The following is a 23,024-nucleotide window of genomic DNA, read 5'->3' as shown; positions in this document are numbered from 1 at the left end:
ATCAATGAGAGGGGTGGAGAGACAATGCACAACGTAAGCACACCAGAAGAAAAAATCGTCATGAATAGCAACGAGGAAATCAAGGTTGCGCTATTTGGTATTACTTCTATGAGTACCACTTTTTCGCCACAGACTGTTTTATTTGTTATGAAAATGAATAAAGCGATAGAAAAGCAAGGGTTAGCTGTCACAATTCACAGGTACAGTGCTTCTCAGATAGATGAGCATGGATCAGCAGTTGTCACCCGAGCTCTATTTTCAAGAAAAAATGATTAAGGAAGCATTTCCTGAAAGAGTTGTTAAATTGATTAGCAAAAAAGCATATGGTTTATTAGAGGTAGACAAATTGCTACAAAAACTGTTTACTGCCAATTAGCAAACAGCAGATGCTATTCGGTTTATCTAGGGGGAGGAGGGGGTATTGATGGTTGATGTTATGAACACGTCAACGTTTTATTTGCTTTTTTACTTGATTGCTTTTATTGGGATTGGTGGATTTATCTATTTTATCATCAATAGTTTGCTGAATTTTACGGCATCACCTGTCACAATTACTGCCAAATTGATTGGCAAAGATACCGCTGTCTCAAGACATAATGATAATCATTCGCTCACGACCTACACACTTATTTTTGAAGAATCAGACGGGAAACGAATGAACTTAGATGTGAAAAAAAGTGTGTATCATCAATATGTTGTCGGTGATTCGGGATAGTTAACGTATAAAAGACAATGGTTTGTTGTTTTCGAGTTGAACCAATGAGAAAAAAGAAAAACAAGACGCCTTCAATTAAGGAAGAGCGTCTCGTTTTTCTTTTTTTATCTTAGACTACCGTCCATTCATCAATGGTTTTTCCGTCTTGATCTTTTAGCACTAACCAACTATTAGTTCCCGCATAATACAAGAAATGTCCAACTTCATTGACACTTTTTAAAATGACATCCTCTGTTGTGACGAAGTCTTGTATCTTATCGTCATGTTCCTCGCGAAGTTGCTTGGTGAAGCGGCCGGCTAGACCGATGGAACCATCTTTATTTAAAGGAATTTCTTGGCGTAAGACTGCGCCTTTTTTGATGCACATTTCATTGCGTTTTTGCCAAATAACCGTTGCTTTACTATCAAATTCATCGACGAAAAATTCAATCGTGCTGACTTCTTTCCGCCAGCGATGTTGTGCTTTCGTAGGTTTTGGCTTTTGTGGTTTTTCGATTTTGCGGAAAATAAAACCAAATTTTTCTAATAAGGTGAGCAACGTATCTTGATAAGCAGTAACTGTTGGATAATGGTTGGCTGGGATTTTTTTTGCATCTTTACTAGTGATAGTTAAACCACTTTCTTCTGCTGTTTCGACCAAACGCTGAATCAGATAGCCTTGTTCCATTTCCCAAGGAGGGGTAATTTGTATGAGCGTGTCGTAGGCTATACGTGTCCGCAACGTTCCTTGTGTTGCGCCAATCGCTTTTAATTTTTGTTCTTTAAACAAGAGATAAACACTTGCTTCAGGTGCTAACAATGTTTTGTCAGTAGAATAAAGAATCGAAATTCTACCTTGGTGGTCGGCTAATTGGAGCGTGAGCGTTTCCTTACTTAGTGAGAGTGCTGCTTGAATCGTCATAATCTTACTCCTCGCTAAAATAGTTTCGTTTGTATTATTATAACAGTAACAAAATTATGAGGGAATGTATTTGCTAGAAAGAAGGGATTCGCATGTCAATTGAAGACTATGAACAAACACTACCCGAAAAATGGCGTGAAAGTTATTTTCAGCTAAAAGAAGTGTTAATTACTCATTTACCGGAAGGATTTGAGTTGGTGATGCAATACGGAATGCCGACGTTTGTTGTACCATTAACGCGTTTTCCAGAAGGATATTTGGGAAGGCCAGATGAACCGCTACCCTTTGTTTCCTTGGGGGCGCAAAAAAATCATTTAGCTATTTATCATATGGGCTTGGTAGGAAACCGTTCGTTACTTGATTGGTTTCAAGCAGAATATGCCAAACAAGTACCAACTAAGTTAAACATGGGAAAAAGTTGTCTTCGGTTGACCAATCCCAAAACGATTCCCTACATATTGCTAGGGGAATGAATGGAAAAAATGACAGTCGATGAATGGATTACTCATTATACACATTATCAAGAAAAAAAAGTCAGGCCAATCGTAAATGATTGACCTGATCTTTTTTATGGAGCATTTGGAACGGTATTGCGAATTTGAGCGGCCCATTCAAAACCTTCTTCGGTTAAGGTACCATCACGTAAAAGATAGTCGCTCGTATGCGATTCGCCACCATCATAAGTAATTGTTAAGCGAATGCGATCATTTTCTAAATACTCAACCTGATAGACGCCTGTCATCGCTTCTCCTTTGCCATCTGAATAAACTTCAAAAGTACCATCGGGATTATAGTTCCAAACATTTTGAAAATCATATTCTTTGTTTTTCATGGTCCATGTCCCCAATAAACTATGGTTAAAATCAATGGGCTCGTGTTCGACGATTTCCATATAAGCACTATCAGCTAACGTATGTTCAGCGGTGCCTTGACGAGAAAATGTGCCTAAATAACCGAACGTCATTTTGCTACTGTCATGGTTGAAATGTGCAATAAAATAATTGCCAATACTATCAATCGAGACGTTAAATCCATACAATTTGACCATTTTGACATTGCCATTATCGACAGCGACTTTTAAACTTCCTTGGCTTGTAATACCATCAGTGAGTTGCCAATGTCCTTGATCATCCACTGTCAATGTGAGATTTTCTTGGGTCCAAGTTCCTACGATATTGGCGGATGTTTCGGCAGGAATGAGTTCGTTTGTTTCAGTAGTATCGCTTGAACTGGTTATCGGGATCTCACTGATTGTTTCACTCGTAGTCATTGATGTGGCTTGCATTGAATGGCTGCTTTCCGTGCTTTCTTCGGGTGTGGTGGTTCGTCCACAGCTAGCGAGTAAAAGCATAAATAGAACAAAAATGATGCGCTTCATTTCAATCGCCCCCTTTTCTTCAGTATAGATGAAAAGAACGTTTTCATAAAGCGTACGGACTTCTTTGGTAAAAGAAAAATGAATACGTTATACTAAAATAAAAGTAATGTGTGGAGGAGTTTTTGTGATAAAAAAATTCAAATGCATCGTGATAAACCCGTAATTAACTTACTTCCTAAAATTGTTTACGGTCATCGAATGGAAGGTAGCAATGCTGTCTATCGTCCATTGAGTTTAAGTTTGATGCGTCCACGCATGTCGTTTCCCTATGACGAAAAGCACACGAATTTGCCCGTAATTATTTGGTTGTTCGGAGGGAGTTTTTCCGCAATGGATCGCAATGTATGGACACCTGAACTCGCTTGGTTTGCGAAACGCGGGTATGCTGTAGCAAGTATTGATTACAGTGTAACTGCTCGAGCGAAATTTCCTGATCAAATTGAAGATGTGAAATTAGCTATTCGCTATTTAAAAGCCCAGAGGGTCCCTGCAGAGTTGTATATTTTTGAAGGTGCAGAACATGCGGATGCACCGTTCACTCAAGAGGAAACCAAACAACTTATTTTTGAATTTTTACAGCGAGTGGTAGACTAAACGTGAACCATAAAGGAGGAATTGTGGATGGAATTTGTAACATTGAACACAGGGATTCAATTACCAATTATTGGTAGTGGTACGAATACTTTTGGTAAAGTAGATCGAGCTTATATGGGCGAAATTAACGGAGATACCACGGAATTGCAAGATGCGATTGCGCTAGGGTATCGCCATTTCGATACCGCAATTGCTTATCGTAATGAAGCAGTAGTCGGTCAAGCAATCAAAGAAAGTGGCATAGATCGTAGCGCGTTCTTCATCACCTCAAAAATTCCTGGTACCAAAGAATATACCCAAGATACAGAAGCAGTGAAAAAAGGTGTACATGCTAGTTTAAAGGCTTTGGATACGACGTATATTGATTTGTATTTGATTCATCATCCATGGGAAGATTTAGAAGAAATTGTCGCTGTTTGGCGTGTCTTAGAAGACTACGTTGATCAAGGGATTTTAAAAGCAATTGGTGTTTCTAACTTTGAAGAAACAGAATTACGTTATTTACTTGATCATGCCCGAATCAAACCAGCGGTCAATCAAATTGAATCTCATCCAGGCAAGTGGAACGATGAGATAATCACTTATTCTTTAGAAAATGAAGTGATTCCTGAGGCTTGGGGGCCCTTAACGAAAGTGAGCGAAGAAGCCCAAGCAGTCTTAACGGAAATTGGCAATGCGTATGGAAAAACGTGGGCACAAGTCATTTTGCGTTACCAAATTGAACGTGGAGTGATCGTTATTCCCAAATCACATAATAAAGAACGCCAAGCATTGAATTTAGCATTATTTGATTTTTCGTTAACAGCACAAGAAAAAGCAACCATTCAAGCATTATAAGCAACACACGGTAGATAATAGTCATCTGCCGTGTTTTTGACTAGTGAGAAATTGGGTTGTTTCTTTCTTTTATTTCGAAAAGTGGCGATAAAAAATTAGAATCGTTCTTTTTTCCGTCAATGATTGCATTCCCTTGTTTGCTCGTTTACTATGGAAAGAAAAGGGGGGACTCATGACAATTAAAGGGATTGTGTTAGATATTGATGGCACATTATTAACGGATGAAAAGGTTATCAGTGAGAAAACGAAACAAACGCTAATTAACGCGCAAAAAAATGGTGTGAAAGTTATTTTAGCTGCTGGACGGCCAACAACTGGGATGTACGGTTACGCGAAAGAACTCGCAATGGATCAATTTGAAGGTTTATTGGTTTCGTTTAACGGTGCGAGTGTGGTGGATTGTAAAACGGATGAGGAATTATTTAATCAAGCCTTATCGGTGACAAATGCGAAAGAAGTCTTAGAACACATGAAACAATTTGATGTTCGTCCAATGATTAATAAAGACGAGTATATGTATGTGAATAATGTCTATGACAACTTATTAGAACTACCTGATGGACCGTTTAATATTATTGAATACGAATCTCGTGGTGGTAATTTTAAATTGTGTGAAATAGACGATTTGGCCGCTTTTGTGGATTTTCCTTTAAATAAAATTTTAATTGCTGCAGATGCGGCTTATTTACAAGAACACCATCAAGCGATGGCCGCACCGTTTGAAAACCGCCTAAGTGCTATGTTTACAGCACCATTTTATTTTGAATTTACCGATAAAGGCATTGATAAAGCGAAAGCCTTGGATACTGTCTTACCACAATTCGGTTTGCAGGCGGAAGAACTGATTGCATTTGGTGATGGTCATAACGATACGTCCATTATCGAATATGCTGGTATTGGTGTTGCGATGGAAAATGCCGTCGATGCTTTAAAAGAAATTGCGGATGAAATTACGTTATCAAATAACGAAGACGGTATTGCAGTCTTATTGGAAAAATATTTATAAGGAGGCGTGACTTTGGATAAAGAAACATTTATTCGTCAATACAGCGTTGAACGAAAACAAACCGATTCATTAAAATGGGATGCGTTAGAAGAGCGTTTTGGAGATAGTGAATTATTACCGGCGTGGGTTGCTGATATGGAATTTTCTGTACCAGAAACCGTAAAAAATGCGTTAGCCGAACGTGTGGCACATGGTATCTTTGGGTATTCATTAGTAACTACCGACTATTTTAATGCCTATAAAGGCTGGCAAGAACGTCACGAACAAACTGATTTTCGTGAAGAATGGTTATCTTTTTCGACAGGAGTCGTGCAATCGTTGTATGATATTATTGATTGCTTTACAGAAAAAGGCGACGCGGTTATCATTCAACCGCCTGTTTATTACCCATTTTTCCATGTCATTCAAGACAAACAACGCCAGTTAGTGACTTCAGATATTCAGTTTGTTAATCAACGGTATGTGATGGATTTAGAAGATTTTGAGCAAAAGATTATTGTGCATCAACCTAAATTATATATTTTATGTTCCCCGCACAACCCATTAGGACGCGTGTGGACCGAAGAAGAATTAGCTGCTGTTTTGGCTATTTGTGAAAAACACCAAGTTTTAGTATTATCAGATGAAATTCATTCCGATATTGTGTTAACAGGACATCGTTTTTGTTCCAGTGCCACAGTGGCGAATGGTCGTTTCTTAGATAACTTAATTCTCGTAAATTCTCCGTCAAAAACGTTCAATTTAGCTGGATTATTGAATTCACATGTGTGGATTCCCAACGAAAAATTACGTACTCAATACAACGAGTGGGCGAAAGAATACAAACAAACGGAATTTAGTTTGCTTGGTCAATTAGCAGCTAAAGTGGCGTACGAAACGGGCGATGATTGGACGACAGGCTTGTTAGCAACTATTGAAGAAAATTATCACTATGCAAAAGCGCGTTTAGAAGCAGAAGTGCCAGATGTGGTCGTTGCTGACTTACAAGGAACCTATCTCATGTGGGTAGATTTGCGTGCTTATGTTGCACCGGATGCAATCAAAGAAGTGGTTCAAGATAAAGCAAAATTAGCGATTGATTTTGGTGAGTGGTTTTCGCCAGAAGCAAAAGGATTCATTCGTATTAATTTAGCGACACCGCCTACCAATATCCACCAAGCAATCGAGCAATTGATAGCCGCACTGACCGCATAAATGAGTAATCCAAACGGTAGCAAAAACTCCTTAGAGTGATTGGCCGTTTGGTTTTTTTTGTTTTTTTCTAAGATGTCCATGAGAGGATTCTCTTCGTTTTTAACTAGCGATTGTGCTGCTCTCATGTTATGATGAAAAGCGGTTTTTGAAATTATTTTTAACGAGGGGAGGAAAGAAAATGAAAAAATTTTTTGCTCATCAGCAAGTGCAAGATGCGCTGTTTGTGATTGCGGGTGCATTTGTTTTAGCTGTTTCTATTAACTGTATTTTATTACCTAATCAAATTGTTGCCGGTGGAGCAAACGGGATTAGTGTCGTGCTTAATCATATGTTTGGTTGGAATGTGGCTGTTGTTTTGTATGCAATTAATATTCCTTTATTGATTTTATGTTTTTTATTATTGGGAAAAGAAGTGGGCTTGAAAACCATTTTTGGTAGTTTGCTTTATCCTTTTTTTGTTGGTGTTACAGCACATTTTCCAGTGATTACCCATGATTTATTTTTAGCGGCCTTATTTGGCGGTATTGTAACTGGAGTTGGTTTGGGTCTCGTTTTTCGTGGCAATGCGTCAACAGGTGGTACAGCTATTATTTCACAAATTGTGCATAAGTATTTCCATGTGTCCTTAGGTATCGCGATTTTATTTGTCGATGGGTTAGTGATTTTATCGGCTTTAATTGCTTTTGATACTGATGTCGTTTTGTTCTCCTTGATTAGTTTATTTTTAATTGGTCGTGTGGTAGATATGGTCCAAGTTGGTTTCGACCGCTCGAAGAATGTGATGATTGTGTCACAAAAGTACGAAGAGATTCAACATGCGATTACGACTACCTTAGATAAAGGAGCAACCTTGATTCCGATTGAAGGTGGTTATAGCCAAGCGCCTAGCAAATTGTTAATGACAGTGATTAGTGAAAAAGATTTTCCAAAAGTGAAAGAAGCGATTTTAACGATTGATGAAACAGCCTTTTTTGTGACGTTAAATGCTAGTGAAGTCAACGGTCGTGGTTTCAGTTTGAAAAAAGTTGCTGACGATTATGGCGTTGAAGTGAATCATTTATAAAACAGGGGATGGAGTGTCTACTCCGTCCTTTTTTGTTACAATGGATATAAAAGGAGTGATGAAATGATTGAATTACGAAATGTAAGCAAAGTGTATGGAACGAAAAAAGCGTTGAATGAACTGAATTTAACGATTCGACAAGGAGAAATCTTTGGCTTTCTTGGACATAATGGTGCGGGCAAATCGACAACTATTAAGAGTTTAGTCAGTATCATTCAACCAACAAGTGGCACAATTACTATCGATGGCTTAGATTTAGCAACAAATCGGATGGCCATTAAGAAAAAAATCGGTTATGTCCCAGATACGCCAGATTTGTTCTTGCAATTAACGGCTGGTGAATATTGGGATTTGATGGCTGCTGCATATGATATTCCGCAAACTGAAAAAGAAACACGCTTATTACCACTCGCACAATTGTTTGATATGCTGATTCATCAGGACGAAACAATCTCCAGTTTTTCTCATGGTATGCGCCAAAAGACCATCATCATCGGCGCCTTATTGTCTGATCCAGATATTTGGATTTTAGATGAACCGTTGCAAGGTTTGGACCCACAAGCAGCCTTTGATTTAAAAGAAATGATGCGTGCACATGCCGATAAAGGAAAAACCGTGATTTTTTCTACGCATGTGTTGGATACAGCGCAACAACTTTGTGACCAATTAGCGATTTTAAGAAAAGGAGAACTGCTTTATAACGGTTCAGTTACCGAATTGTTAGCGACAGCACCCGCAGAATCATTGGAATCCATTTATTTAAAAATGGCTGGACGAAATGCCACAGAAGCGGAGGGATTCCATGAATAAAACGCAGTTAGCTGAATTACTCAAAGTCAATTTGCGCTATGCTAATCCGCAAACGACGAATAAAGCGCGAAAAGCTGGCAAAAGTGGTGCACAATTGACACGTTATATTATGAATCAATATCTTTTATCAGGTGTGATTTTTATAGCCATTTATGGACTGACAATGTTTGCGATTGATTTTAGTCAGATGCCCGGATTTTTTACGTATTATGTGGCATTGTTTGGTATTATCGCTTTTTCACAAGGTATTTCGGCTATTTACAATGTCTTTTTTGAGAGTCGTGATTTAGCAGGTTATTTGCCATTACCATTTCGTCAATTGGATATTTTCTTAGCCAAAATTATGATTGTTACGCTGACCATTGTTCCCTTTACATTACCTGTGTTAATTGTTTTTATCATGGCAGGAATGCGTTCAGGTGTCTTTGTTGTTTTGGCAATTGTTTTAGCATTGATCTTGTTTGTTTTGTATTTAAGTCTTGTTTTTAGTGTCTGTAGTTTTATTGTTTTTGGTTTAACACGTACCAAGTTCTTTAAGAAGCACAAACAATTAGTGACCACTTTATTGTTAGTGGTTTCAGTAGGAATTGCAGTTGTCGGAATTTTAGTAATGAACAGTCAAAGTGGCGATATGAGCTATGAGATGGTTGACCGAGGGACGATTGCACTATTGCTGCCGTTTTTCTATATCACAACCAAGCCTTTTTCACTGGTTGCTCTTTTAAGTTTCCTAGGATTAATTGGTTTAAATGTATTGAGTATGTATCTCATTAAACTGACGTTATTGCCAAAAATGTATGAGCAATTACTCGATGCTTCTCCAGGGATAGTTTCAACCAAACGGAAACACAAACCGAATCAAAGTTTGCGTCAATTACTATTTAGTTATAATTCACAACTTATTCGTGATCCAAATTTAATCATGCAGGTGTTTTCGAACTCCATTTTAATGCCATTGATTTTTATTATTGCATTTGCTGTGACAGGACAATTCAATTTGAATTTTTTAGGCATTGAATTTATGGGTGTGTGTTTTACTGTTGGGATTGTTCTAGCGAGTTTATCGGTTAATCCAATGTCGTTTGTGGCGAATATTATTTCGTTAGATAAAGACAATTTTTTATTTGTACGTTCGTTACCGTTGTCGATGACCATGTATTTAAAAGAAAAATTTCGTTTTGCTTGTTTGATCCAGTTGGTAATTAATGCGGTCATTGTATTAGCAATGGGCATATCTTTTCGTTTATCATTGTTGTTACTAGCGAGTGCACTTTTAGGAAATTTACTCGCGACCTATTTATTATCCCTGCGTTATTTTGCCCGTGATTATCGTCTATTATTATTGGATTGGACAAATATTAGTCAATTATTTACACGTGGTTCTGGTAATGTCGGACTGGTTTTATTGATGATGGGGACTATTTTTGTCAGTGCCATTCTGCTCGTTTTGTATAGTATTGGTGTGATGATGTATCCATTTTGGTGGTTGAATGTCCCAATCATGCTTCTGCTTGCAATTGGAGGAGTGTGCTGGCATGTGTATTACCAACGTCATTTTTGGCAAAGATTTGATTAAACGAGGGAAAATCGCATCTAGACACTACAAATGAATTATATTATAATGGTATTAAGTGTGTTCAGATACTATCAAATCAAATAAACAATAAAAGATGAATTAGCAGCAGATTGTGCTTTCATTAGCTATATATTTTTGGAGGAGTCTGTCACCAGAGGAGAAGTATACCCTTTGGTGGCAGACTTTTTGTATAGATTTAAATATAACTATTATTATTTTAATCTTAAATAAATGAGTGAAAGAACTGAAAACTGAGGGGACTGCGCGTTGGAATCGAGAAAAGGTATTGGCGATGGTTTGATAGAATTGAATGATCTGAATGGACACATGTTGAAAAATTTTTATTTAAAAAGGAGGAATTGATTTGTCAGTGTTACATTGGGCGACACTTATGCCATTTTTGGCGGCTATTTTCGTTCCGTTTTTGTACAAGCATTTTCGGAAAATACATACAGGGTGGTTTGTATTAGTCGTGCCATTTATGCTCTTTGTTTATTTTTTATCTTTTTTACCAATCACAACTACTGGGAAAGTGGTCATGGAGCAAGCAAGATGGGTACCTTCATTGGGTATTGATTTTAATCTTTATTTAGATGGTATGAGTTTATTGTTTACTTTTTTAATCACTGGTATAGGGACACTAGTCATCTTATACTCAATTTTTTATTTATCGACAAAAGAAAAATTAAATAATTTTTATGTCTATATCTTGTTGTTTATGGGAGCGATGCTGGGGGTTGTTTTATCAGATAATCTGATTGTTTTATATGTCTTTTGGGAAATTACGAGTGTATCCTCAGCGCTTTTAATTAGCTATTGGTACCAACGTGAAGAATCAATTTACGGTGCACAAAAATCGATGTATATCACCGTTTTTGGTGGGCTATCTATGCTAGGTGGTTTTTCATTACTGTATCTTATGACGGGGACGTTTAGCATTCGGGAAATGATATCCACTACCGATATGCTTGGGTCACATGTCTTATTTTTGCCAGCGATGTTTTTAGTGTTATTAGGTGGATTTACCAAATCTGCTCAATTTCCATTTCATATTTGGTTACCCGGAGCGATGGCAGCACCAACGCCTGTCAGTGCTTATTTACATTCTGCCACGATGGTTAAAGCAGGTATTTATTTAGTTGCTAGAATGACACCTATTTTTGGTGGAACTGCTGCATGGTTTTGGACGATTACAATTGTTGGAATAATCACATTGTTATGGGGCTCAGTATCCGCTGTTAGACAAAAGGATTTAAAATCAATTTTAGCTTATTCCACAATTAGTCAATTGGGAATGATTATGAGCTTATTGGGGATTGGTTCGGTTGCTTATTATTTTAAGGATGGCGATAACGCCTTATATACCACCGCAATTTTAGCTGCTATTTTCCATTTAATTAATCATGCGACTTTTAAAGGTAGTTTGTTTATGACAGCAGGTATCATTGATCATGAGACGGGCACACGTGATATTCGTAAATTGGGTGGCTTAATGACATTGATGCCAATGACTACAACGATTTCATTCGTGGGGTTAGCTGCTATGGCTGGCTTGCCGCCATTTAATGGATTTCTTAGTAAGGAACTTTTTTTCACAGCGATGCTTAACGCAACAACATACGGTATCTTTAGTATAGAAACATGGGGCGTATTATTCCCCATACTTGCGTGGATTGCTAGTATTTTTACATTTTTATATTGTACGATTCTTTTTGTTAAGACCTTTACTGGGAAATTTCAGCCTGAAAAGCTACCGATAAAACACGTCCATGAAGCACCAATCGGCCTATTAATTAGTCCAGCGATTTTAGGAATACTTGTCGTTGTCTTTGGTCTATTTCCGAACATTTTATCTTATTCATTAATTGAACCAACAATGGCTGCTATTCTTCCGGGTGTCTTAGAGTCCGGACAGCAATTTGATGTGCATATTTCCCATTGGCATGGTTTCACATTCGAATTATGGATGACGATGGGCGTTGTAGTTATCGGAACGTCACTCTTTCTAACGATGAAAAAATGGTCACAATATGCGTTTTATGAAAAAGAGCAAGATGTATTTAATCGCGTGTATGACTATGGATATGATGGGTTAATTAAGAACTCTCAAGTAATTACTAAGATGCAAATGACCGGTAGATTACGTGATTATTTTCTTTATATGTGCACGTTTATCGTCTTACTTATTAGTTATACATTTGTTCGTTATGATGCGTTTGCGATTCGTATGGATGGTGTCTCACCAATTGAACCTTATATGTGGATTCTTGTTTCTTTACTGGTGCTTTCTGTGATTACGATACCGTTTATTAATCATCGAATGACCGCGATTATTGTCACTGGAGCGGTCGGTTTCTTAGTATCCTTGATGTTTACTATTTTTCGAGCACCGGATTTAGCATTAACACAGTTATTGGTAGAAACTGTCTCTGTGGTCTTATTTATGCTTGTTTTCTATTACTTACCTGACCTTCGAAAAGAAAAGATGACCACTTCATTTAAATTAACTAATTTAATTATTTCTATTGCAGTAGGAATGATGGTTACGATTGTTTCCATTAGTGTATTTGTTTTTAGTCAGGACACCAATTTCACGTCGATTTCCGAATACTTTATTGAAAATTCTAAAGTATTAGCGGGTGGTTATAATGTGGTCAATGTAATTTTAGTTGATTTCCGTGGCTTTGATACGATGCTTGAAATCTTAGTTCTCGGAACAGTGGCACTAGGAATTGTTTCCTTAATAAAATTTAAAGTCAAAGGAAGTGAAGACGTATGAAGCAAACACGACCAAACGATATGATGTTACAAGTGGCGATACGGATAATCTCTTTGATTATGTTTACTTTTTCGTTCTATCTATTCTTAGCGGGTCATAATAATCCAGGTGGTGGTTTCATCGGTGGTTTAATGACTGCCATTGCCATTTTAGTCTTGTATTTAGCATTTGATATGAAGACCGTTAAACAGGCGATACGAATTGATTTTCCAAAGTTAATTGGTATTGGTTTACTGCTAGCTGTATGCACAGGGACGCTTTCAGTTATCTTTGGCTATCCGTTTTTAACACAATTTTTTGACTATTTTCAACTGCCAGTATTTGGAGAAATAGAATTAACCACAGCATTGCTATTTGACTTAGGTGTTTATCTGGTTGTAGTGGGTGTGGCATTGACGATTATTTTAGCGATTGCGGAGGATGAGAAGTAATGGAAATCTTAATGTTAATTGTAGTCGGTATTCTTTTTTCAGTCAGTGTGTATCTTCTGTTATCAAGAAGGATTTTACGTGTGATTTTAGGAACGATATTACTTTCACATGGTGTTCACTTATTAATGATGACGATGACTGGACTAGGACGCGGTGCAGCACCACTTTTACATTTAGAAAATGACACACTAACCGATCCATTGCCACAAGCACTGGTATTAACGGCTATTGTCATTTCGTTTGGTGTGACGGCTTTTCTCTTGGTACTTGCTTATCGAACATATAAGGAATATCAAACGGATGATTTAGAAGAACTAAAGGGGGACGCTGATGAATAATCTAATTATTCTTCCAATAATCATGCCATTTATTATTGGAGCTGTATTAATTTTATTTGCAAAAAATCATCAACTGCAGCGAGTGATTAGTGGACTTGCTGCTGTGGGGATGTTTGTAATAGCCATTTATTTAGCAGTAACTGTTTATAACAAGGGCATTATCGTGTTGGATGTTGGTAATTGGCAAGCGCCTTTTGGGATTGTATTAGTGGCAGATTTATTAGCTACTTTAATGGTTTTGTTAACTAGTTTATTAAGTCTGGTTTGTCTGTTTTTTACTTTTCAAACAATTACACCACAAAGAGAACAGTTTTATTTTTATCCATTCTATTTTTTCTTATTAGTTGGTGTGAATGGGGCTTTCCTAACAGGCGATATATTTAACTTGTTTGTGTTTTTTGAGGTTATGCTCATTTCATCGTATGCGCTGATTGTCAATGGAGGTACCAAATATCAGCTTCGAGAATCTTTCAAGTATGTGGTTATTAATGTGTTTGCTTCTGCGTTATTTGTTATTGCTGTTGGTTGGCTTTATTCTGTGACGGGGACACTGAATATGGCACATTTATCGGAACGAATTGCTGAACTTGAACAAACAGGTGTTTTGACAGTCATCGCGATGATATTCTTTGTTGTCTTTGCATCAAAAGGAGCATTATTTCCACTTTATTTCTGGTTACCAAAATCATACTTCGGGCCACCAGCAGCTATTTCTGCCTTATTTGGTGGTTTGTTAACGAAAGTTGGTATTTACGCAATTTTGCGTACCTTTACCTTAATTTTCTATCATGAGATAAATTATACGCATCAATTGATTATGATTACAATCGCTGGATTTACCATGCTATTTGGTGTATTGGGTGCTGTCTCACAATTTGATTTTAAACGAATTCTTTCTTACCACATCATCAGTCAGGTAGGATATATGGTTATGGGAATTGGCATCTTTACACCCTTAGCCATTGCGGGAGCGATTTATTATATTATTCATCATATGATTGTGAAGACAGCGTTATTCTTATTTGCAGGTACTGTGGAACAGATAACAGGGACAACAGAACTAAAGAAAATGGGTGGTTTGCTTAAGACGCATCCTGTGTTAACATGGCTGTTTTTCATTAGTGCTATCTCGCTAGCAGGTATTCCACCTTTTAGTGGATTCTTTAGTAAATTTCCCATTATTTTAGCAGGCTTTCAAGAAAAAGCATATATTATTTCAGGTGTTGCTTTACTCGTTGGTTTTTTCACACTGTTTTCGATGATGAAAATAGTCAGTTATGCTTTTTGGGGAAAACCGAAACATACAGAAGAACAAGCGAATCGATCGATTCGTCAGTTGTTATTACCGATTGTACCTTTAGTAGCTCTTACGATTATTTTAGGTCTGGCTGCGGAACCTGTTTTTCAGTATTCGGTTCAAATAGCTGAGCAAATTATGGACCCATCCATTTATATTGAATCTGTTTTAAAGGAGTAGGACGATGGCTTTTCAAATTTTAATTAATCTTATCATTGCTGTTACATGGGCCTTTTTACAAAATAGTTTTACGGCTTCGCATTTCTTTTTTGGCTATGTTGTAGGGATTTTTATTCTATTTATTTTGCGAAAGTTTCTCATTTTTGATTTTTACATGGATCGAGTTTGGGCGTTAGTGAAGTTACTTTTCCTTTTTGTTGTCGAGTTAGTCAAATCAAATATTGATGTCATTAAAATTATTCTTAGTCCAAAATTAAAAAATAAAACGGGAATTATCGCGGTAGAGACAAGATTAGATTCTAAGCTAGAGATTACCTTACTGGCGGGGCTGATTTCGTTAACCCCTGGAACGATATCTATGGATTTTTCAGACAATGGAAAAACGATATATATTCATTCGCTTGATATTCCGGATAAAGAAAAAATGATTGAACAAATTCACAATACTTTTGAACGCGCCATTATGGAGGTGACAAACTAATGTTTCAACTATTTCTCTATTTTTCGCTTATTGTATTAGCTGGTGCTTTGGTGATATTCTCTATTCGTATATTTTTTGGCCCTTCAACAAGTGATCGGATACTGGGGTTGGATTCTTTTGGGATTACTTTAATCGGATTTATCGGTATTGTCATGATTTTACAAGATACATTAGCCTATGCAGATGTCATCCTTGTCCTTAGTATTCTTTCGTTTGTCGGAACTGTCGCTTTATCAAAATTTATTGAAAGAGGTGCTGTATTTGACCGCGACTGAAATTATCACAAGTTTGTTGATCTTCCTCGGTGTATTTCTGACATTTTTGAGTGCTGTAGGAGTGATGCGTTTTCCAGATGTCTATAGTCGAATGCATGCTGCAGGTAAAAGTTCTACTTTGGGTGTTGTTTTTTTAATGTTAGCGGTAGTGGTTTACTTTATTCCAAATGGTGGTATCAATATCAAGATATTATTAGCGATTGTCTTTGTATTTATTACGGCACCGTTATCTTCATTAATGATTACTCGTTCGGCCTATCGAACTGGCGTACGACTTGAAAAAAATCATGTGCAAGATGACTTGAAAAAAGTAAAGACTAAAGAAAACAACAAGTAGTGAATACACCAATCGATTCAGAAGCTATCGTAGCGATTGGTTTTGCTTCATGTAAGATAAAGAATAGTCAACATTTGTCGGAGATGCCGCAAGTATTGACTATTCTTTTTTGTTTGTTCATCATATTTTACTCATTGTTATATTATTATAAAGCAAAAAACTAGACTTACTTATTTATTGTAAGCTATAATGAGCACTCAATAAAAGAAAGTGAGGAAACCATATGGATAAAACGACTCGTTTGACCGTTAGTTTGGTCTTAGTTCGCGTCATTCTTGGTGTATCAATGTTGATGCATGGTATTTCAAAATTCAGTGATTTGGCGGGCACAGTGGGCTTCTTTAGTAGCTTAGGTGTACCTGCATTTATGGCATATTTAGTTATTTTAATCGAAATCGTAGGAGGCATCTTTATGATTATCGGTTTGCTGGTTCCATTAGTCGCATTAGGTTTTGTAGTGGTACTAGCAACAGCGATGTTTTTATTAGGACTAAATCGTGGCTATGTTGGCGGTGTCGAACTAGAAGTTATTTTGATTGTCTTAAGTATTGCGACTGGTTTCGCACATTTTGAGAAGAAATTATTTACTTTTTTACCAAATGTAAAATAAAAAAATGAGGTGTTGACATCAACGTGTGTCAATACCTCATTTTTGCTATTTCTCTTTAACTGCAATCCAAATTTCACTATATTTATCTGTAGAACTAGTGGCATAATCTGTAAATGAGATTTCTGGAGCATCGACTAATTCATAGTTAGAAGAAGGCAACCATTCTGAAAAAATTTGTGCCCATGTTTGTTGTAAGGTTGCCGGAAAAGGGCCTTTGCTTGGAAAAATTGCCCAAGTGTGTGGTTCTACTTCAAGTGTTTCCAAATATGGATCTGTGTTTGCTTTCGTAGTGAGAAAACCAATCATATGTTGTAACGTTCCTTGTTCAATTAAACGTTTACCTTCAAAATCATAGGAAACATTTACAACTTGCTTTGGATAGAGATTTCCTAATTCGTTCATGTACGTCCGTTGCTCTGGTGTAATTTGTTGCGCCAATTTGATGATTTCCTGATTGGTGCCTTCAAACTGAACAGGAACTCGCTTAGTTACACCGACAATTCGAAATGCAGCTTTTTCTTCAATTTTCACTTCCATTGAAATTCCTCCCTTAATATCAATAAAAAATGAGAGTTTAGGAAAAGTTTTTTGAATGTTACGTTTACTAATTTCTGAAGGTAAATAACCGCTCCATTCGCGAAATGCGCGCGAAAAACCTTCGACAGATTGATACCCATATTTAAAGGCGACGTCGGTTACTTTTGCGCCAGTTACTAATTCTTGATTGGCACAGGCGAGTTTACGATTTTTGATGTATTCCAATAAGGTCATTCCAGCCAGAAATGAAAATGTTCGTTTGAGATGATACGCCGACATCCCAAATTTTCTAGCTAATTCTTCGATGGAACACTCTTCGGTTAAGTGTGTTTCAATTTCGTCCATTAGTTGATTGAATTGTTGTAACATTTTTTTCCTCCTCATTTATACGTAGCTTAACAAAAGCAACGTTCGCTGACTTGATATAGTTGGAACAAATTTTATCGGTTTCCTTCGTTAAAGTCTTCCAAAAAATATTTTAGAAAATATTCTGAAAATTTAGATAAAAGTATTTACATTCAATAAAAGTCATGGTTAAATAAAGAAACAGTGAGAGTTTTCTCACTGGTGGATAATCGGTGCTAAAGGTGAGTATTCATCTTTCACAATAACCCCTGGGATAAAAACTCCCAAAAAAAGAGCGTGCTGCCTTAGGGCAACACGCTTTTTTTAATCTTCCTCTTTAGGGATAGTATTGTCTAAATCAGTGCGTACGATTAATACATCGCATGGTGCATGACGGATAACATATTCTGAAACAGAACCAATAAATAATCGTTCAACAGCATTTAAACCTGTTGCCCCTAACATAATTAAATCGACTTCTTTATCAGCAGGTAATTGTTTTGCAATAATTGCTTTAGGAGAACCATATTCAATCATTGTTTCGACTGCGGGTACACCATTACTTTTTGCTGTTTCGGCATACTCTGTTAAAGATTCTTTCGCCAAATCTGTCGCTTGCTCTGCTAAGACTGTGTCAAAAGAAGTAACTGTTTGAAACGCACGAGTATCAATAACATGAACCAATAACAACTCTGCTTGGTTTCTTCGCGCCACGTTTACTGCTTTGCGAAACGCTAGTTCTGCTTCCTTTGAACCATCGACTGCTACCATAATTCGTTTGTATTGTTGTAACATAACCCCACGTCCTTTCTGTTCTTCTATTTCTATTGTAAGCTATTTCATAGAAAAAAGAAAAGAGAAACCTTGGAATTTAGCGCATTTTTTTTGAAAACTGAATGCTAAATAGTGCGGATACAAGCATCATGACTGCAATAAAAGCCAAAATAAATAACATTTGGTTAACTGTTGCTAGCAAGGCACTGATGACACCTAAGACAAGATAAATCAGACCATACGTTTTTAGAAAACGACTATTTTTTTCATTATTTTCGATGAGGGAGAAAAATACGGTTTGTTTCATTAAAGTGATACCGAGGAAAATTAATACAACGGCCATCAAAATTAATAAGAAAATTGTCATTGTTACACTCCTTCCACTTACTGTAAAGTATAGGTGAGTTTTAGGATTCCTGCAATTTTTTTTGAAACCCAAGTAATCATTACGGATTTTTTCGTTATTTTTATATATAATGAACAGCATACAATTAATAAAGTAAAAGGTGGTCTTTGATGAAAGGTTTTAATCGTTTTGACAATATTGTTAGTTCTGTGGTAGATGTTATGTTGGGCTTTTTAGTCCTTGTGATACTTGTAGTGATGGGTGAAGCAATCTATCATATAATTACCGCAGTAATTCCGTTGCATTCACTATCTGATCTCTATACGTTGATTGAAGAAGTCGCGACATTGTTTATCTTATTAGAAATCATTTTGATGTTGTTACGCTATGTAAGAGATGGACACCATATTCCTGTACGCTACTTGATTTTAATCAGTATTACAGCTATTTCTCGTGAATTGTTGTTGGCTCATGGTGGCGGATTGGAGACCTTGTTTTTAGCGTTAGCAATTTTAATTTTAGTGATTGTGCTATTTGTTTTAGAAAAAGTCAAAGCCTTTCATAATAAAGACGCAGACGAACACAAAGAAATGTAATACTGACTGCTTCCTATCATTTGGATAGGGAGCAGTTTTTTTATGTGTATTGAAAACCCCTGGCTAAGCCGGGGGTTCCAAAGAGCTTCCAGCGAGGTATTAAAAAAGCCTCCCAAAAATGATAAGATGAAATTGGTTTCCCGACCACCACATCCATCAATTTAGGAGGTGCCTATTATGAAAAAGGCTAATGAAAGTTTATCACACACGACATGGAAATGTAAGTACCACATTGTTTTTGCACCAAAATATAGACGACAAGTGATTTATGGAAAGTATAAGAAAAGTATAGGTGAGATCATCCGAACATTATGTGAAAGAAAAGGAGTGGAGATCATCGAAGCAAATGCGTGCAAAGATCATATCCACTTACTCGTAAGTATCCCACCAAAATATAGTGTATCAGGTTTTGTAGGCTATTTAAAAGGCAAGAGTAGCTTAATGATTTTTGACAGACATGCGAATTTGAAGTATCGGTATGGGAACCGAAAATTTTGGTGTAGAGGGTATTACGTGGATACAGTAGGAAGAAATAAGAAGCAGATCGAAGAATACATTCGGAATCAAGTACAAGAAGATTATGTAGCAGATCAGCTAACATTGTTTGAAGAGTATGATCCGTTTACAGGACAAAAAAACAAGAAGAAGTGAAAGAGATTCTTTAAGGATCAGTGAGTAAAAGTGGTGCAAGTGGGAAACCGTTCAGGAAGCCTTTTAGGCTATGGCCGGTAAAAGAGGCTTTCAGCCGAAGAACAAACCTCCAGTTCACACTGGAGGTTTTGATTTATACAAAAAAACCTTTTGTCTAGAAGACAAAAGGTCCAATTGAAAATTAATGGGTAAGATCCGTCGATGCCGTTTATTGTCCCGGAGTATTGATCCCGCAAAGTGTAGCAGGTGGGTTCTACGGTTATAGTTTTCGAACTACCAAATGACAAGGCTTGTTACCAACTATAACACCGGACAGATCCCAAGATATCAATAAAAATGTTCGGTCAACACTAAATAGGGATAACTCGTACATCACAGATTTCCCATTTCCATAGTAGCACAAGGATGAAAAAGTAGCAATAGAGAAGTTCAATTAAATGTAAGCGTTTCTCATTTATGTTTTTTCCACTCTTGGAGTTGTTGATAACGCATGGCGAGCGCTTGTTCATACTTGCCCGTCATTTTGGGTTGATAATAGTGTTTGTCTTTTAATTTATCGGGTAAATATTGCTGTTTCACCCATGCTTGGTCAAAATCATGCGGGTATTGATAACCAATCCCACGATTTAATTCTGCGGCGCCTTTATAGTGGGCATCGCGTAAATGATTTGGTACATCGCCTGCTTTGCCATTGCGAATATCGGCAATGGCTTTATCCAATGCGACATGCGCACTATTGGATTTGGGCGATAAACATAAATCAACAACAACTTGTGCGAGTGGAATCCGTGCTTCGGGAAGTCCTAGTCGTTCGGCAGCTAATACCGCATTTACAGTTCGCGAAGCAGCATTTGGATTGGCTAATCCAACATCTTCATACCCGATAACCATTAAGCGGCGACAGATAATCGCTAAATCACCTGCTTCGACTAAACGACCTAAATAGTGCAAGGCGGCATCGACATCACTGCCTCGAATCGATTTTTGAAAAGCAGAAATGACATCATAATGAGCATCACCATCTTTGTCATGCGTTAGCGCTTTTCGCTGGACACATTCTTCAATAATTGCACGTGTTAATTGAATGGCCCCATCTTCTTGAGGGGGTGTTGATTTCACGGCTAATTCTAATCCATTTAAGGCACTGCGTAAATCACCATTGGTTGCTCGCGATAAATGCAAACGAGCATCTTCTGCAAGTGTGACTGGAAATTCACCGAGGCCTCGTTCTTTATCATGTAAGGCTTGGTCGATGGCTTGTAAAATGTCTGCTTCTTGCAAAGGAAAGACTTCAAAAATTTGCGTGCGACTACGAATCGCAGGGTTAATAGTGATATACGGGTTCTCCGTCGTAGCACCAATCATAATAATTTTGCCACTTTCAAGATGAGGCAACAAGAAATCTTGTTTGGTTTTATCCAAGCGATGGACTTCATCTAACAGTAAAATAACTGTGCCACTCATTTTGGCTTCTTCGGCAACAATTTGTAAATCTTTCTTCGTATCCGTAGCGGCATTTAACATACGAAAAGCATAGCGTGTGGAACCGGCAATCGCACTGGCGATACTGGTTTTTCCGGTTCCTGGTGGTCCATACAAAATCATGGAAGATAACATTTTTGCCTCAACCATGCGTCGAATAATTTTTCCTTCACCTACGAGTTGTCGTTGACCAACAACTTCATCTAATGTACGTGGGCGCATGCGATAAGCAAGTGGTTGTTGCATGAGACACACTCCTTCCTCTTTCTTCTACATATAGCATAGAGAAAAGCAGGACTTTTCGCTACAAAAAAGTATTAAGAATAGCAACGAAGCGGAGAATTGTGTATGATGGCAATAGGTGATGAAATGGAAGAAACAAAACAAATTTTTAATACAAAATCAACAGTGGAAATTGCACGTTATTTGATTGGTATGTACTTGGAACATGAAACACCAACAGGGATACTAGGTGGTTATATTGTGGATTGTGAAGCGTATCTTGGACCAGACGATCAAGCGGCACATAGTTATGGTATGCGTCATACACCACGTCTAAAAGCGATGTACCAACAACCAGGAACCATCTATTTGTACACGATGCACACGCATTTGATTTTAAATATGGTGACGCAACCAGAAGGCATGCCACAGGGAGTCATGATTCGTGGTATTGAACCAGTCGAAGGCATTGCGCAAATGGAAAAAAATCGTGGTCGTTCAGGGAAAGATTTATCCAATGGACCAGGTAAATTAGTAGCGGCACTAGGCATTACTAAAGAGCTTTACGGCCAATCTATTTTTACGAGTTCCCTTCATCTAGTTCCTGAGAAAAAACGAACACCTAAAAAAATTGAAACTTTACCAAGAATTGGTATTCCGAATAAAGGAGAATGGACCGATATGCCGTTACGGTTTGTTGCAAGTGGCAATCCATATCTTACAAATATTCGCAAAAAAGAGATCGATCCAGACTTTGGCTGGGTAGAAAAGGGGAAAAACGCATGGCAAAAGAAACAATGATTACGTACTTAGACAAACAATTAACAAAAAAAATAACCGAATATGACACAGCAATTGATTGGGACGCTAAAAACCACACGATTGAGTTAGTGATTCGTTTATTTGCAGAGAACACAACTGGATCTGTCATTGATGATGCAGAAGGTGTGGCGTCTGAAGAAGAAGTGATCGAATTTGAGGATGGTATTTTATTTTATCATCCAGAAAAATCACGATTTGAGGAAGAAGATTATTTAGCAGTGATTCCTTATGAAGGCAAAAAAGGCATTGAGCAAGCCGTGATTGATGGTTTAGTGGATTATTTACAAGAAGTATTAGACCAAGGACAAAGTGATTTGTTAGATTTCTTATCTGAAGAAAACGACGATGAATTTTTTGAGTTGGACTTTTCAGATGAAGCATTCGAACAAGCAATCGCAAAATATGGGCAAAAAGGTTATTTACCTTACCCAAGTTATTAAGGAGTAA

28 protein-coding genes and 1 other RNA gene are annotated in these 23,024 nt (G+C 37.3%); 22 read left to right on the top strand and 7 right to left on the bottom strand.

What is annotated here, in order from left to right:
- The first annotated feature begins 24 nt into the window (after nucleotides 1–24).
- Nucleotides 25–276 (top strand): hypothetical protein, encoded by a 252-nt coding sequence (locus PYW32_RS11680; RefSeq protein WP_016174107.1) that lies wholly within the window; start codon nucleotides 25–27, stop codon nucleotides 274–276.
- 148 nt (nucleotides 277–424) lie between these two features.
- On the top strand, nucleotides 425–715 hold the full coding sequence (locus PYW32_RS11675; protein ID WP_016174108.1) for a DUF2500 family protein: 291 nt from the start codon (nucleotides 425–427) through the stop codon (nucleotides 713–715).
- A gap of 109 nt (nucleotides 716–824) precedes the next feature.
- Here the strand turns inward: PYW32_RS11675 and PYW32_RS11670 are convergent, their stop codons facing one another.
- Nucleotides 825–1,616, bottom strand: a complete 792-nt coding sequence (locus tag PYW32_RS11670) for a hypothetical protein (RefSeq protein WP_016174109.1) — start codon at nucleotides 1,614–1,616, stop codon at nucleotides 825–827.
- Between the two features lie 92 nt (nucleotides 1,617–1,708).
- Here PYW32_RS11670 and PYW32_RS11665 point away from each other — a divergent pair, with 92 nt between their 5' ends.
- Entirely contained in the window at nucleotides 1,709–2,089 is a 381-nt protein-coding gene (locus PYW32_RS11665) for a DUF1801 domain-containing protein (protein WP_016174110.1), read from the top strand.
- A gap of 95 nt (nucleotides 2,090–2,184) precedes the next feature.
- Here the strand turns inward: PYW32_RS11665 and PYW32_RS11660 are convergent, their stop codons facing one another.
- Nucleotides 2,185–2,994, bottom strand: a complete 810-nt coding sequence (locus PYW32_RS11660) for a hypothetical protein (protein ID WP_016174111.1) — start codon at nucleotides 2,992–2,994, stop codon at nucleotides 2,185–2,187.
- 141 nt (nucleotides 2,995–3,135) lie between these two features.
- Between PYW32_RS11660 and PYW32_RS11655 the strand changes: the two genes are divergently transcribed.
- From PYW32_RS11655 to PYW32_RS11585, 15 genes are all read left to right on the top strand, one after another.
- Nucleotides 3,136–3,588, top strand: coding sequence for an alpha/beta hydrolase family protein (locus tag PYW32_RS11655; protein WP_016174112.1), 453 nt, complete (start codon nucleotides 3,136–3,138; stop codon nucleotides 3,586–3,588).
- A 27-nt stretch (nucleotides 3,589–3,615) separates the two neighbouring features.
- The gene (locus PYW32_RS11650) at nucleotides 3,616–4,425 is read left to right on the top strand and encodes an aldo/keto reductase family protein (protein WP_016174113.1); all 810 of its coding nucleotides are present in this window, start codon (nucleotides 3,616–3,618) and stop codon (nucleotides 4,423–4,425) included.
- Nucleotides 4,426–4,597: 172 nt separating this feature from the next.
- Nucleotides 4,598–5,431, top strand: coding sequence for a Cof-type HAD-IIB family hydrolase (locus PYW32_RS11645; protein ID WP_016174114.1), 834 nt, complete (start codon nucleotides 4,598–4,600; stop codon nucleotides 5,429–5,431).
- A gap of 12 nt (nucleotides 5,432–5,443) precedes the next feature.
- Nucleotides 5,444–6,625: a MalY/PatB family protein gene (locus PYW32_RS11640; RefSeq protein ID WP_016174115.1), complete on the top strand. Its 1,182-nt coding sequence runs from the start codon at nucleotides 5,444–5,446 to the stop codon at nucleotides 6,623–6,625.
- A 178-nt stretch (nucleotides 6,626–6,803) separates the two neighbouring features.
- The gene (locus PYW32_RS11635) at nucleotides 6,804–7,688 is read left to right on the top strand and encodes a YitT family protein (protein WP_016174116.1); all 885 of its coding nucleotides are present in this window, start codon (nucleotides 6,804–6,806) and stop codon (nucleotides 7,686–7,688) included.
- Between the two features lie 63 nt (nucleotides 7,689–7,751).
- Nucleotides 7,752–8,498 carry an ABC transporter ATP-binding protein gene (locus PYW32_RS11630; protein WP_016174117.1) on the top strand — a complete coding sequence of 249 codons (747 nt, stop codon included), beginning with the start codon at nucleotides 7,752–7,754 and terminating at the stop codon, nucleotides 8,496–8,498.
- Nucleotides 8,491–10,074: a hypothetical protein gene (locus tag PYW32_RS11625; RefSeq protein WP_016174118.1), complete on the top strand. Its 1,584-nt coding sequence runs from the start codon at nucleotides 8,491–8,493 to the stop codon at nucleotides 10,072–10,074. The genes PYW32_RS11630 and PYW32_RS11625 overlap by 8 nt, the downstream gene beginning before the upstream one ends.
- 370 nt (nucleotides 10,075–10,444) lie before the next feature.
- Nucleotides 10,445–12,853, top strand: coding sequence for a Na+/H+ antiporter subunit A (locus PYW32_RS11620; RefSeq protein ID WP_245558564.1), 2,409 nt, complete (start codon nucleotides 10,445–10,447; stop codon nucleotides 12,851–12,853).
- Entirely contained in the window at nucleotides 12,850–13,284 is a 435-nt protein-coding gene (locus tag PYW32_RS11615; protein ID WP_016174120.1) for a Na(+)/H(+) antiporter subunit B, read from the top strand. The genes PYW32_RS11620 and PYW32_RS11615 overlap by 4 nt, the downstream gene beginning before the upstream one ends.
- Complete coding sequence (locus PYW32_RS11610; RefSeq protein ID WP_016174121.1) at nucleotides 13,284–13,622, top strand: Na(+)/H(+) antiporter subunit C; 339 nt, start codon at nucleotides 13,284–13,286, stop codon at nucleotides 13,620–13,622. Before PYW32_RS11615 ends, PYW32_RS11610 begins: the two co-directional genes overlap by 1 nt.
- The gene (locus PYW32_RS11605; protein WP_016174122.1) at nucleotides 13,615–15,099 is read left to right on the top strand and encodes a Na+/H+ antiporter subunit D; all 1,485 of its coding nucleotides are present in this window, start codon (nucleotides 13,615–13,617) and stop codon (nucleotides 15,097–15,099) included. Before PYW32_RS11610 ends, PYW32_RS11605 begins: the two co-directional genes overlap by 8 nt.
- 4 nt (nucleotides 15,100–15,103) lie before the next feature.
- Entirely contained in the window at nucleotides 15,104–15,580 is a 477-nt protein-coding gene (locus tag PYW32_RS11600; RefSeq protein WP_016174123.1) for a Na+/H+ antiporter subunit E, read from the top strand.
- Entirely contained in the window at nucleotides 15,580–15,855 is a 276-nt protein-coding gene (locus PYW32_RS11595; protein ID WP_016174124.1) for a Na(+)/H(+) antiporter subunit F1, read from the top strand. Before PYW32_RS11600 ends, PYW32_RS11595 begins: the two co-directional genes overlap by 1 nt.
- The gene (mnhG, locus tag PYW32_RS11590) at nucleotides 15,842–16,192 is read left to right on the top strand and encodes a monovalent cation/H(+) antiporter subunit G (protein WP_016174125.1); all 351 of its coding nucleotides are present in this window, start codon (nucleotides 15,842–15,844) and stop codon (nucleotides 16,190–16,192) included. The genes PYW32_RS11595 and mnhG overlap by 14 nt, the downstream gene beginning before the upstream one ends.
- Nucleotides 16,193–16,415: 223 nt before the next feature.
- Nucleotides 16,416–16,802 (top strand): DoxX family protein, encoded by a 387-nt coding sequence (locus PYW32_RS11585; RefSeq protein ID WP_016174126.1) that lies wholly within the window; start codon nucleotides 16,416–16,418, stop codon nucleotides 16,800–16,802.
- A 45-nt stretch (nucleotides 16,803–16,847) separates the two neighbouring features.
- On the opposite strand, the gene PYW32_RS11580 is transcribed toward PYW32_RS11585, so the two are convergent.
- From PYW32_RS11580 to PYW32_RS11570, 3 genes are all read right to left on the bottom strand, one after another.
- Nucleotides 16,848–17,708, bottom strand: a complete 861-nt coding sequence (locus PYW32_RS11580; RefSeq protein WP_016174127.1) for an AraC family transcriptional regulator — start codon at nucleotides 17,706–17,708, stop codon at nucleotides 16,848–16,850.
- A 300-nt stretch (nucleotides 17,709–18,008) separates the two neighbouring features.
- On the bottom strand, nucleotides 18,009–18,479 hold the full coding sequence (locus PYW32_RS11575; protein ID WP_016174128.1) for a universal stress protein: 471 nt from the start codon (nucleotides 18,477–18,479) through the stop codon (nucleotides 18,009–18,011).
- A gap of 76 nt (nucleotides 18,480–18,555) precedes the next feature.
- A complete protein-coding gene (locus PYW32_RS11570; protein ID WP_016174129.1) occupies nucleotides 18,556–18,825 on the bottom strand; it encodes a hypothetical protein in 270 nt (89 codons plus the stop codon).
- 149 nt (nucleotides 18,826–18,974) lie between these two features.
- Between PYW32_RS11570 and PYW32_RS11565 the strand changes: the two genes are divergently transcribed.
- Together PYW32_RS11565 and tnpA are read left to right on the top strand one after the other, a co-directional pair.
- On the top strand, nucleotides 18,975–19,400 hold the full coding sequence (locus tag PYW32_RS11565) for a phosphate-starvation-inducible PsiE family protein (protein ID WP_016174130.1): 426 nt from the start codon (nucleotides 18,975–18,977) through the stop codon (nucleotides 19,398–19,400).
- 177 nt (nucleotides 19,401–19,577) lie between these two features.
- Nucleotides 19,578–20,051, top strand: a complete 474-nt coding sequence (gene tnpA, locus PYW32_RS11560; protein WP_016174131.1) for an IS200/IS605 family transposase — start codon at nucleotides 19,578–19,580, stop codon at nucleotides 20,049–20,051.
- 188 nt (nucleotides 20,052–20,239) lie between these two features.
- Here the strand turns inward: tnpA and ssrS are convergent.
- Nucleotides 20,240–20,435: non-coding RNA, 6S RNA (gene ssrS / locus PYW32_RS11555), on the bottom strand.
- Between the two features lie 66 nt (nucleotides 20,436–20,501).
- Nucleotides 20,502–21,779, bottom strand: coding sequence for a replication-associated recombination protein A (locus tag PYW32_RS11550; RefSeq protein ID WP_016174132.1), 1,278 nt, complete (start codon nucleotides 21,777–21,779; stop codon nucleotides 20,502–20,504).
- 102 nt (nucleotides 21,780–21,881) lie between these two features.
- On the opposite strand from PYW32_RS11550, the gene PYW32_RS11545 reads away from it, so the two are divergent.
- The gene (locus PYW32_RS11545) at nucleotides 21,882–22,556 is read left to right on the top strand and encodes a DNA-3-methyladenine glycosylase (RefSeq protein ID WP_016174133.1); all 675 of its coding nucleotides are present in this window, start codon (nucleotides 21,882–21,884) and stop codon (nucleotides 22,554–22,556) included.
- Nucleotides 22,538–23,017, top strand: coding sequence for a DUF3013 family protein (locus PYW32_RS11540; protein ID WP_016174134.1), 480 nt, complete (start codon nucleotides 22,538–22,540; stop codon nucleotides 23,015–23,017). Before PYW32_RS11545 ends, PYW32_RS11540 begins: the two co-directional genes overlap by 19 nt.
- Nucleotides 23,018–23,024: the final 7 nt, after the last annotated feature.

Origin of the sequence: Enterococcus saccharolyticus subsp. saccharolyticus (assembly GCF_029023825.1) — a bacterium.
In the GTDB taxonomy this organism is placed as follows: Bacteria; Bacillota; Bacilli; order Lactobacillales; family Enterococcaceae; genus Enterococcus_F; species Enterococcus_F saccharolyticus.
This window is presented reverse-complemented; position numbering and strand designations above follow the sequence as displayed.

Excerpts from the sequence above, each read along its gene's own strand:
- PYW32_RS11680 (WP_016174107.1), top strand. The coding sequence starts at position 25 with ATGCACAACGTAAGCACACCAGAAGAAAAAATCGTCATGAATAGCAAC.
- PYW32_RS11545 (WP_016174133.1), top strand. The coding sequence starts at position 21,882 with ATGATGGCAATAGGTGATGAAATGGAAGAAACAAAACAAATTTTTAAT.
- PYW32_RS11660 (WP_016174111.1), bottom strand. The coding sequence starts at position 2,994 with ATGAAGCGCATCATTTTTGTTCTATTTATGCTTTTACTCGCTAGCTGT.
- PYW32_RS11550 (WP_016174132.1), bottom strand. The coding sequence starts at position 21,779 with ATGCAACAACCACTTGCTTATCGCATGCGCCCACGTACATTAGATGAA.
- PYW32_RS11645 (WP_016174114.1), top strand. The coding sequence starts at position 4,598 with ATGACAATTAAAGGGATTGTGTTAGATATTGATGGCACATTATTAACG.
- PYW32_RS11585 (WP_016174126.1), top strand. The coding sequence starts at position 16,416 with ATGGATAAAACGACTCGTTTGACCGTTAGTTTGGTCTTAGTTCGCGTC.
- PYW32_RS11655 (WP_016174112.1), top strand. The coding sequence starts at position 3,136 with ATGCATCGTGATAAACCCGTAATTAACTTACTTCCTAAAATTGTTTAC.
- PYW32_RS11600 (WP_016174123.1), top strand. The coding sequence starts at position 15,104 with ATGGCTTTTCAAATTTTAATTAATCTTATCATTGCTGTTACATGGGCC.
- PYW32_RS11570 (WP_016174129.1), bottom strand. The coding sequence starts at position 18,825 with ATGACAATTTTCTTATTAATTTTGATGGCCGTTGTATTAATTTTCCTC.
- PYW32_RS11605 (WP_016174122.1), top strand. The coding sequence starts at position 13,615 with ATGAATAATCTAATTATTCTTCCAATAATCATGCCATTTATTATTGGA.
- PYW32_RS11650 (WP_016174113.1), top strand. The coding sequence starts at position 3,616 with ATGGAATTTGTAACATTGAACACAGGGATTCAATTACCAATTATTGGT.
- PYW32_RS11665 (WP_016174110.1), top strand. The coding sequence starts at position 1,709 with ATGTCAATTGAAGACTATGAACAAACACTACCCGAAAAATGGCGTGAA.
- tnpA (WP_016174131.1), top strand. The coding sequence starts at position 19,578 with ATGAAAAAGGCTAATGAAAGTTTATCACACACGACATGGAAATGTAAG.
- PYW32_RS11675 (WP_016174108.1), top strand. The coding sequence starts at position 425 with ATGGTTGATGTTATGAACACGTCAACGTTTTATTTGCTTTTTTACTTG.
- PYW32_RS11580 (WP_016174127.1), bottom strand. The coding sequence starts at position 17,708 with ATGTTACAACAATTCAATCAACTAATGGACGAAATTGAAACACACTTA.
- PYW32_RS11610 (WP_016174121.1), top strand. The coding sequence starts at position 13,284 with ATGGAAATCTTAATGTTAATTGTAGTCGGTATTCTTTTTTCAGTCAGT.
- PYW32_RS11575 (WP_016174128.1), bottom strand. The coding sequence starts at position 18,479 with ATGTTACAACAATACAAACGAATTATGGTAGCAGTCGATGGTTCAAAG.
- PYW32_RS11670 (WP_016174109.1), bottom strand. The coding sequence starts at position 1,616 with ATGACGATTCAAGCAGCACTCTCACTAAGTAAGGAAACGCTCACGCTC.
- PYW32_RS11615 (WP_016174120.1), top strand. The coding sequence starts at position 12,850 with ATGAAGCAAACACGACCAAACGATATGATGTTACAAGTGGCGATACGG.
- PYW32_RS11635 (WP_016174116.1), top strand. The coding sequence starts at position 6,804 with ATGAAAAAATTTTTTGCTCATCAGCAAGTGCAAGATGCGCTGTTTGTG.
- PYW32_RS11625 (WP_016174118.1), top strand. The coding sequence starts at position 8,491 with ATGAATAAAACGCAGTTAGCTGAATTACTCAAAGTCAATTTGCGCTAT.
- PYW32_RS11595 (WP_016174124.1), top strand. The coding sequence starts at position 15,580 with ATGTTTCAACTATTTCTCTATTTTTCGCTTATTGTATTAGCTGGTGCT.
- PYW32_RS11540 (WP_016174134.1), top strand. The coding sequence starts at position 22,538 with ATGGCAAAAGAAACAATGATTACGTACTTAGACAAACAATTAACAAAA.
- PYW32_RS11630 (WP_016174117.1), top strand. The coding sequence starts at position 7,752 with ATGATTGAATTACGAAATGTAAGCAAAGTGTATGGAACGAAAAAAGCG.
- PYW32_RS11565 (WP_016174130.1), top strand. The coding sequence starts at position 18,975 with ATGAAAGGTTTTAATCGTTTTGACAATATTGTTAGTTCTGTGGTAGAT.